This is a genomic window from Mycobacterium sp. 852002-51961_SCH5331710 (assembly GCF_001665535.1).
GTDB lineage: Bacteria > Actinomycetota > Actinomycetes > Mycobacteriales > Mycobacteriaceae > Mycobacterium.
The window spans coordinates 84679-94572 of the sequence record NZ_LZSQ01000086.1; the positions used below are offsets into that span (position 1 = coordinate 84679).

A 9894-nucleotide genomic window follows, 5' to 3' on the forward strand; every position below is an offset into this window, starting at 1 on the left:
GGTGGTGGGGTGCACCATGGAGTCGATGAGCAAATCCCCCCTCGCCCGGTTCAGCGACCTGACCCGGGAGTGGTTCACCGGCACGTTCGCCGAACCGACGCCCGCCCAGGCTCAGGCCTGGACGGCGATCGCCGACGGGGACAACACGCTCGTCATTGCGCCGACCGGTTCGGGTAAGACGCTCGCGGCGTTCCTGTGGGCCATCGACCGGTTGGCGTCGGCCCCCGCTGAACCGCGCGCCGGCACCAAGGTGCTGTACGTCTCCCCGCTGAAGGCGCTCGCCGTCGACGTGGAGCGCAACCTGCGCACGCCGCTGACCGGTATCGCGCGCGTGGCCGACCGGAGCGGTGTCCCGGCCCCGGAGATCAGCGTCGGAGTCCGGTCGGGCGACACCTCCCCGGCGCAGCGCCGCGAACTGATCGCCCGCCCGCCCGACATCCTGATCACCACGCCCGAGTCGCTGTTCCTGATGTTGACCTCGGCGGCACGCGACACCCTGACCGGCATCGAGACCGTCATCGTCGACGAGGTGCACGCCGTCGCGGCCACCAAACGCGGCGCCCATCTCGCGCTGTCGCTCGAACGGCTGGACCAACTCCTCGAAAAGCCCGCGCAGCGGATCGGGTTGTCGGCCACCGTCCGCCCGCCCGAAGAGGTGGCGCGGTTCCTGTCGGGTCAGGCGCGCACGACGATCGTGGCGCCGCCTGCGGCCAAGACATTCGACCTGTCGGTCCAGGTGCCGGTGCCCGACATGGCCAACCTGGAGAACAACACGATCTGGCCGGATGTCGAGGAACGCATCGTCGACCTGATCGAGGCGCACAACTCGTCGATCGTGTTCTCCAACTCGCGCCGGCTCGCCGAACGACTGACGTCGCGGCTCAACGAGATTCACGCCGAACGGACCGGCCAGGAGCTGCAGACCGGACCCAACACCGGCGTCGCGGGCGGTTCTCCCGCGCACATCATGGGCAGTGGGCAGGCGTCGGGTGCGCCGACCCTGCTGGCCCGGGCCCACCACGGATCGGTCAGCAAGGAGCAGCGGGCGATCGTCGAGGACGACCTGAAGAGCGGCCGGCTCAAGGCCGTCGTCGCCACTTCCAGCCTGGAGCTCGGAATCGACATGGGCGCAGTCGATCTCGTCATCCAGGTCGAGGCGCCGCCGTCGGTGGCCAGCGGGCTGCAGCGCATCGGCCGTGCAGGCCACCAGGTCGGCGAGATCTCACAGGGTGTGCTGTTCCCCAAGCACCGCACCGACCTGATCGGCTGCGCGGTGACTGTCAAGCGCATGCTGTCCGGCGAGATCGAGACCATGCAGGTGCCCACCAACCCACTCGACGTGCTCGCGCAGCACACCGTGGCAGCGTGTGCGCTCGAATCGCTCGACGCCGACCGCTGGTTCGACGCGGTGCGGCGCAGCGCCCCGTTCGCCACCCTGCCGCGCAGCGCGTTCGAAGCGACGCTGGACCTGTTGTCGGGCAAGTACCCGTCGACGGAGTTCGCCGAGCTGCGGCCCCGCCTGGTGTACGACCGCGACACGGGTACCCTGACCGCCCGCCCCGGCGCCCAGCGCCTCGCGGTGACCAGCGGCGGCGCGATCCCCGATCGCGGCCTTTTCACCGTCTATCTGGCCACCGACTCCGAAAAGCCCTCGCGCGTCGGCGAACTCGACGAGGAGATGGTCTACGAGTCGCGCCCCGGCGACGTCATCTCGCTCGGCGCGACGAGTTGGCGGATCACCGAGATCACCCACGACCGCGTCCTGGTGGTCCCCGCGCCGGGCCAGCCGGCGCGGCTCCCGTTCTGGCGCGGCGACGGTGTCGGCCGCCCGGCCGAGCTCGGGGCGGCGGTCGGCGCGTACACCGGCGAGCTGGCCCGGTTGGGCAAGGACGAATTCGAGCAACGATGCCGGGCAATGGGTTTCGACGACTTCGCCACCGACAACCTGTGGCAGCTGATCGACGACCAGCGTCAAGCGACCGGCGTCGTCCCGTCGGACACCACGTTCGTCGTCGAACGATTCCGCGACGAGCTCGGCGACTGGCGGGTCATCCTGCACTCGCCGTACGGCCTGCGGGTGCACGGCCCGCTCGCGCTCGCGGTGTCGCGACGGCTGCGTGAGCGGTACGGCATCGAAGAGAAGCCCACCGCTTCCGACGACGGCATCATCGTGCGCCTGCCCGACACCGAGGATGCGCCCCCTGGCGCCGACCTGTTCGTGTTCGACGCCGACGAGATCGAGCCGATCGTCACCGCCGAGGTGGGTGGCTCGGCCCTGTTCGCGTCGCGGTTCCGCGAATGCGCCGCCCGCGCACTGCTTCTGCCGCGCCGCCATCCGGGCAAGCGCTCCCCGCTGTGGCATCAGCGGCAGCGGGCCGCCCAGCTGCTGGACGTCGCGCGCAAGTATCCCGACTTCCCGATCGTGTTGGAGGCGGTGCGGGAGTGCCTGCAGGACGTCTACGACGTGCCCGCGTTGACCGAGCTGATGCACCGCGTCGCCCAGCGGCGGCTGCGCCTCGTCGAGGTGGAGACCACGACGCCGTCCCCGTTCGCGGCGTCGCTGCTGTTCGGGTACGTCGGCGCCTTCATGTACGAGGGCGACAGCCCACTGGCCGAACGGCGCGCCGCCGCATTGTCGTTGGACAGCGTGCTGTTGGCGGAACTGCTGGGCCGCGTCGAGCTGCGGGAGCTGCTCGATCCACAGGTCATCACGAGCACCACGCGACAGCTCCAACACCTCAGCGACGACCGCCGGGCCCGCGACGCCGAGGGCGTGGCCGATCTGTTGCGGCTGCTGGGCCCGCTGACCGAGACCGAGATCGCCGAGCGCTGCACCACGTCCGACATCGGCGGGTGGCTCGACGGCCTGCGCGGGGCCAAGCGCGCGCTGACCGTCTCCTTCGCCGATCGAACCTGGTGGGTGGCCATCGAGGACATCGGCCTGCTGCGCGACGGCGTCGGCGTCGCCGTACCGGTCGGCATCCCGACGGCGTTCACCGAATCGGTCGACGACCCGCTGGGTGAGCTGCTGGGCCGCTACGCCCGCACCCGGGGACCGTTCACCACGCATGACGCGGCGGCCCGGTTCGGCCTGGGTTTGCGCGTCACCGCTGACGTGCTGGGCCGAATGGCCATCGACGGCAAGCTGATTCGCGGCGAGTTCACCGATCTGCCCGTCTCGGACCCCGCGGCCGCCGAGCAGTGGTGTGACGCCGATGTGCTCAAAATCCTGCGGCGCCGGTCGTTGGCCGCGCTGCGCGCGCAGATCGAACCGGTCAGCACCGCGGCCTACGGGCGCTTCCTGCCCGCGTGGCAGTCGGTCGGCTCGGCGCACACCAGCGGCGTCGACGGTCTCGCGACCGTGATCGATCAGCTTGCGGGCGTTCCGATTCCGGCGTCAGCCGTCGAACCGCTGGTGTTCGGGCAGCGCGTCCGCGACTATCAGCCCGCGATGCTCGACGAACTGCTGGCCTCTGGCGAGGTCATGTGGTCGGGTGCGGGGCAGATCGGAGGGGGCGACGGCTGGATCGCGTTCCACTCCGCCGAGTCGGCGCCGTTGACGTTGAACGCCCCGATCGAGATCGAGTTCACCGACGTCCACCGTGCGCTCCTCGAGGCGCTCGATCGCGGCGGAGCATTCTTTTTCCGGCAGCTCGCCGACAATCCGACCGACGACCACAAGAACGCGCTGTGGGATCTGGTCTGGGCGGGCTGGGTCACCGGCGACACGTTCGCGCCGGTGCGCGCGAAGCTGATGGGCACCCGCGGGCCGGCCGGGCGGCGCAGCGCGCCCGCGCATCGGCAGCGCAGGCGTGCGCCCCGGTTGAGCAGCTACAGCGTCGCGCACGCCCAGACCCGCAATGCCGACCCGACGGTGGCGGGCCGGTGGTCGGCGCTGCCCGTCGCCGAACCGGAATCGACCGTGCGCGCGCACTTCCAGGCCGAGCTGCTTCTCGGCAGGCACGGGGTGCTGACCAAGGGTGCGGTCGGCGCCGAGGGGGTGCCCGGCGGCTTCGCGATGCTCTACAAGGTGCTGACCGCGTTCGAGGACGCGGGCCGTTGTCAGCGCGGCTATTTCGTCGAGTCGCTCGGCGGCGCCCAGTTCGCCGTCGCCTCGACGGTCGACCGGTTGCGCACCTATCTGGACAGCGTCGACCAGGACCACCGCGAATACCGGGCGATCGTCCTGGCGGCGGCCGATCCGGCGAACCCGTACGGCGCGGCGCTTCCGTGGCCGACGAGGCGGACCGATGACGACGTCACGCACCGCCCGGGCCGCAAGGCCGGTGCGCTGGTCGCGATGGTCGACGGTGAACTGGTGTGGTTCCTCGAGCGCGGGGGACGCTCGCTGCTGAGCTTCTCCGGCGACGCCGATGCACACATCGCGGCGGCGGGGGGCCTCGCCGAACTGGTCAGCAGCGGTCGGGTGGGTTCGTTCCTCGTCGAGAAGGTCAATGGGGTGCCGGTGCTCGAACCGGGTGCCGAGGGCGAGCGCGCGGCGGTGCACGACGCACTACTGGGCGCGGGCTTCGTCCGGACGCCGCGCGGCCTGCGGTTACGCTGACGCATGCCCGAAGGTGACACGGTCTACCGCGCCGCCACCAAACTGCGCGAGGCGCTGGAGGGTAAGGAACTCACGCGCTGCGACGTGCGGGTGCCGAAGTTCGCGACGGTCGACCTGACCGGGTCGGTCGTCGACGAGGTCCTCAGCCGCGGTAAGCACCTGTTCATCCGGGTCGGGGACGCCAGCATCCACTCGCATCTGAAGATGGAGGGCGCCTGGCTGATCGGCGGCCAAATTCGGCGGGTGCCGGAGTACAAGATCCGGATCCTGTTGCACACCAGCGACTCCCGCGCCGCGGGCGTCGACCTCGGCGTGCTGGAGATCCTGCCACGCGATCGCGATATGGAGGCCGTCGCCCACCTCGGTCCGGACCTGCTGGGCGACGACTGGGAACCGCGCGTCGCCAGGGCCAACCTCGTCGCGGACCCGCAGCGGCCGCTGGCCGAGGCGCTGTTGGATCAGCGCGTGATGGCCGGCGTCGGCAACGTCTACGCCAACGAACTCTGCTTCGTCACCGGCTATCTCCCCACCACCCCGGTCGGCAACGTCAAGGACCCGCTGCGAATGGTGCAGCGGGCCCGAGACATGCTGTGGCTGAACAGGTCCCGCGTGAACCGGACCACGACGGGAGACACCCGCAGCGGCCGCGACCTGTGGGTCTACGGACGACGTGGGCGGCCCTGTCGTCGGTGCGGCACGCCGATCCAGTCGGACTCGCCCCGCCCGGGCAACCCGGGCGATCGCGTCTCCTACTGGTGTCCGGTCTGCCAGACCTGACCCGCGCTCACCCCGGCAGCGCGAGCCGGACGATCTTGCGCACCACCGTCGCGAACTGCCGCGGCAGCGATCCCTTGTTGTACGGAATTCCGTAGCGGGTGCAGATCTCCTTGACCTCTTCGGAGATCTCGGCGAGGCGGTGCGCCGGGATGTCCGGGAACAGGTGGTGCTCGATCTGGAACGACAGATTGCCGCTCAGGATGTGAAACAGCTTCCCACCCGTGAGGTTCGCCGAACCCAGAACCTGGCGGAAATACCACTGGCCCCGCGTCTCGGCCTTGGTCTCTTCGACCGAGAACTCCTGGACGTCGTCGGGGAAGTGGCCGCAGAAGATGATCATGTACGACCACACGTTGCGCATCAGGTTCGCGGTCAGGTTGCCCGCGACGACCCACGGTGCGAACGGCCCGGCCAGCAACGGAAACGCGACGTAGTCCTTGAGCGTCTGGCGCTTCGTCTTACGCCAGATGCCCTCGAGGATTTCGCGCTTGTCGGCGATCGTGATCTCGCCGGCACGAATCCGCTCGGTCTCGAGTTCGTGCAGCGCGACGCCGTACTGGAACAACACCATCAGCAGGAACGCGTAGACGGGGTTGCCGAGGAAGTACGGACTCCACTTCTGGTCCCTGCTCATCCGCAGGATCCCGTAACCCACGTCGCGGTCCATGCCCACGATGTTCGTGTACGTGTGGTGCATGTAGTTGTGCGAGTGCCGCCACTGCTCCCCCGGGCACGCGGTGTCCCACTCGAAGCCGCGGCTGGAGATGGCCGGATCGCCCATCCAGTCGTACTGGCCGTGCATGACGTTGTGGCCGATCTCCATGTTGTCGAGGATCTTCGACAGGCCCAGCAGCGCGGTGCCCGCCAGCCAGAACGGTGGGAAGACACCGCCGAACAGCAGCGCTCGGCCGCCGAGCTCGAAAGCCCGCTGCGTCTTGATGATTCGACGGATATAGGTGGCGTCGCGCTCGCCGAGGTCGGCGATCACGCGTTCCTTGAGCGCATCGAGCTCCCGGCCGAAGGCCTCGGCCTGCTCGGCGGTCATGCGGACCTTCTTGCCCGCGACGGTCTTCTCGAGGGCGCGCGGCTCGTGCGCGGCGCGCGGTTGGATGTCGGTGATGGCGGTCATGTCGATCTCCTTCGGGTCAGAGCGCGATGTCGACGTCGCCGACGGGAGTCGAAACGCAGATCTGCACGTCCTCCTCCTCGGCGGCGGACACCGCGCCGGTGATCAGGTTCTTCACCGCGCCGCGTGTCTTGCGGCGAGTGCAGCTGTGGCAGATGCCCATTCGGCATCCACTCTCGGGGCTCAGGCCCGCGTTCTCGGCCTGCTCCAGTAGGGGGCGACCGTCGTCGGTCACCTCGACCCCACTCTCGGCGAACGTGACGGTGCCGCCGGAGGGTTCGGCGGGCAGGTCGTAGGTCGGCGGGACGAAGCTCTCCGAGCGCACGTCGGTGCAGTGCTCACGCACGGCGGACGCGAGTTCGGGCGGGCCGCAAACGAAGACCGCGTCGGGCGCCGGCATGGCCGCGGCGAGGTGCGCAGGGCCGAACCGGCCGTCCAGGTCGGATCCGGTCGCCGTGCGTGTGTAGCCGTGCAGCACCCGCACACCGGTCATCGCGTCGAGCTCGGCGCGGTAACACGCGTCCTCGAGCGAACGGGCGTAGTGGATGAACGCGATTTCGCCGCCGTAGCCGCGGGCCCGCAGCGTCCGCACCATCGACATCACCGGGGTGATGCCGCTGCCGCCGGACACGAACAGGAGGCGCCGCGGGGCGTCATCGGGGAGTACGAAGTCACCGCCGACCGAATCCAGACCCACCACCATGCCGGGGCGGGCGTGGTCACACAGGTAGCCGGAGACCAGGCCGCCGTCGTGGCGCCCCACCGTGAGCTCGAGATAGCGAGCCCCCTCGGCGTTGGCCGGCGAGTAGGGCCGCGTGCGACGGCGACCATCGATCTCGACGGTGAGGTTGATGTGCTGCCCGGCACGGAAGCCGGTGAACGCCTGATTCGGCTCGAGGGTGAGCGTGACGCTGCGCGGGGTCTGGCGGCGCACCGCGACGACCTCTGCGCGAGCCTCTCCCCGCGTCCAGGTGGGCGCGACGAGCTCGGTGTATCGGTCCACGCCGTGGGGCCCGGTGAGCAGGTCGACCAGCGGTGACGCGAGCACTCTGTCCCGGATGCCCCGGGTCAACGTTTGAGTGAACATATGTACACCGTTGCGCGTCCTGCAGCACCTCGTCAACCCATTCACCCAGGTTGTGGTAGGTTTCACATAGTGAACAGTCGTACGCCTGGTTCACGGCCGAGCCGGTCGGGACGATCACGATCCCGCGAGTCGACGATGTCCCGGGAGGAGCGCAAGGAGGCCACCCGGCAGGCGATCGTCTCCGCCGGGCTGAAACTCCTCGAGGACCGCAGCTTCTCCGCGCTGAGCCTGCGGGAGGTCACCCGCGAAGCGGGCATCGTGCCCGCCGCGTTCTACCGGCACTTCGAGTCGATGGAGGCCCTCGGCCTCGTGTTGATCGATGAGTCGTTCCGGAGCCTGCGGGACATGCTGCGTGGGGCCCGCGCCGGCAGGCTCGACCCGAAGCGGGTCATCGAGTCGAGCGTCGACATCCTCATCGACGGCGTGAACGAACGCCGCGAGCACTGGCGCTTCATCGGACGCGAACGCAACAGCGGCGTCACCGTGCTGCGGTACGCCATCCGCACCGAGATCCGCCTCATCACCTCCGAGCTGGCGATCGACCTTGCCCGCTTCCCTGGCTTGAACTCCTGGAGCAGCGAAGACCTCAACATTTTGGCGAGCCTGTTCGTCAACGCGATGATCGTGATCGCCGAGGCCATCGAGGACGCCCACGACCAGGCCGCGCTCAACGAGATCAAACGAGTGGCGGTCAAACAGCTGCGGATGATCGCTGTCGGCGTCGAGGGATGGCGCAGCAGCGTGTGAAACCGGGCGGGGGTTAGCGTGTGCGCATGCCGCACCTCGAACTGGCCTACCCGCGTCCCGACATCGCCGTGCTCACGCTGAACCGCCCCGAGAAGCTCAACGCGCTGTCCTACGAACTCGTCGAGGATCTGCACGCGACGCTGGCGCAGATCGATGCGAACAACGAGTGCCGCGTCGTCGTGCTCACCGGCGCCGGACGTGGCTTCTGCTCGGGCCTTGACCTCACCGATCCCAATCCCAACAAGGCGGGCGAGGGAACGGAGTTTCCGCGTTCGGGTATGCGATGGCAGGAACGCATCGCCGACCTGACCGCGCGCATCCACCGGCTGCGCCAACCGGTCATCGCCGCGGTCAACGGGGTCGCCTACGGCGGCGGGATGGGCATCGCGCTGGCCTGCGACATCCGCATCGCCTCGGAGTCGGCGCGCTTCTGCACCCAGTTCATCAAGTTGGGGCTCGGCGGCTGCGACATCGGCGTCAGCTACACGCTCCCGCGCATCATCGGCGCGGGCCCCGCGTTCGATCTCATCCTGACCGCACGGGCGGTCGACGCGCCCGAAGCCCTGCGGCTCGGCCTGGTGTCGCGGGTGTCGACCGACGAAGCCGTCGTCTTCGACGCCATGGCGATCGCCGAGACGTTGTGCGGCTACGGGAAGTTCGGCCTCGAGTCGACGAAGCAGGTGCTGTGGGCCAACCTCGAGGCGTCGAGCCTGGAGGCGGCCCTGCACCTGGAGAATCGCAGCCAGATCCTGGCCTCCACCAGCGGTGAGATGCGGGAGGCTAGCGAGGCGTTCCGCCGCCGTCCACGATCATGACCGTGCCGGTGATGTAGCTACCGGCATCCGACGCCAGCAGCAGTGCGGTGCCGACCATCTCGTCGGGTGACGCGAGCCGCTTGAGGAACGTGCTGCGTGCCATGGCGTCGACGGCTTCCTGCGGGTTGTTGCGCATCATGTCGGTGTCCACCGGCCCGGGGGCGATCGCGTTCACCCGGATGCCCGACGACGCGAACTCGACGGCCATCGACCGGGTGAACGACATCAACGCGGCCTTGTTCGAGGAGTAGATCGAGGTCACCGCCGAGAAGTTGAACGCGCCGACCGAGACCATGTTGATCACACTGGCTTTCGCGCTCGCCTTCAGATAGGGCAGCGCGGCCTGCACGAGAAACACCGGTCCGCGCAGGTTCACCTCGAAGGACTTGGCCAACGCCTCGGGCGTCATCTCCCCGAGGGGTTGCGCCAGGGCGTTCGCCGCGTTGTTCACCACCACGTCGATCCCGCCGAACTCGTCGACGGTGCGCTGCACCAGCGCCTCGAGCGCGTCGACGTCCCCGAGGTGCGTGGGCACGCCGATGGCCTGGCCGCCGAGACCGCGCAGATGCTCCGCGGTCCGCTCGCAGGCGTCGGGTTTGCGACTGGCCACCACGACGCGAGCGCCGGCCAGGACGAAGCCCTCGGCCAGCGCGAGGCCGATGCCCCTGGTACCGCCCGTGACGATCACGGTGCGGTCGGTCATGTCGAAGAGACGGTCGAACGAAGCGCGGTCCACGGCCTGTCTCTTATACACATCTCCGAGCCCACGAGACTGCAG

At 69.2% G+C, this 9894-nt stretch carries 7 protein-coding genes; 4 read left to right on the top strand and 3 right to left on the bottom strand.

The annotated features are described in order from the left end of the window. The first annotated feature begins 25 nt into the window (after nucleotides 1-25). Nucleotides 26-4564, top strand: coding sequence for an ATP-dependent helicase (locus A5752_RS15105; protein ID WP_156613889.1), 4539 nt, complete (start codon nucleotides 26-28; stop codon nucleotides 4562-4564). Nucleotides 4565-4567: 3 nt separating this feature from the next. Then, on the top strand, nucleotides 4568-5341 hold the full coding sequence (nei2, locus tag A5752_RS15110) for an endonuclease VIII Nei2 (protein ID WP_067086947.1): 774 nt from the start codon (nucleotides 4568-4570) through the stop codon (nucleotides 5339-5341). Between the two features lie 7 nt (nucleotides 5342-5348). On the opposite strand, the gene A5752_RS15115 is transcribed toward nei2, so the two are convergent. After that, nucleotides 5349-6470, bottom strand: a complete 1122-nt coding sequence (locus tag A5752_RS15115; protein WP_067086950.1) for a fatty acid desaturase family protein — start codon at nucleotides 6468-6470, stop codon at nucleotides 5349-5351. A gap of 16 nt (nucleotides 6471-6486) precedes the next feature. Further along, nucleotides 6487-7554, bottom strand: a complete 1068-nt coding sequence (locus A5752_RS15120; protein ID WP_067086953.1) for a ferredoxin reductase — start codon at nucleotides 7552-7554, stop codon at nucleotides 6487-6489. Nucleotides 7555-7623: 69 nt separating this feature from the next. On the opposite strand from A5752_RS15120, the gene A5752_RS15125 reads away from it, so the two are divergent. Further along, nucleotides 7624-8301, top strand: a complete 678-nt coding sequence (locus A5752_RS15125; protein ID WP_067086956.1) for a TetR family transcriptional regulator — start codon at nucleotides 7624-7626, stop codon at nucleotides 8299-8301. Nucleotides 8302-8327: 26 nt separating this feature from the next. Then, nucleotides 8328-9116 (top strand): enoyl-CoA hydratase/isomerase family protein, encoded by a 789-nt coding sequence (locus A5752_RS15130; RefSeq protein ID WP_067086958.1) that lies wholly within the window; start codon nucleotides 8328-8330, stop codon nucleotides 9114-9116. On the opposite strand, the gene A5752_RS15135 is transcribed toward A5752_RS15130, so the two are convergent. Continuing rightward, entirely contained in the window at nucleotides 9082-9852 is a 771-nt protein-coding gene (locus A5752_RS15135) for an SDR family NAD(P)-dependent oxidoreductase (RefSeq protein ID WP_067086961.1), read from the bottom strand. The two genes, A5752_RS15130 and A5752_RS15135, sit on opposite strands and share 35 nt — an antisense overlap. Nucleotides 9853-9894: the final 42 nt, after the last annotated feature.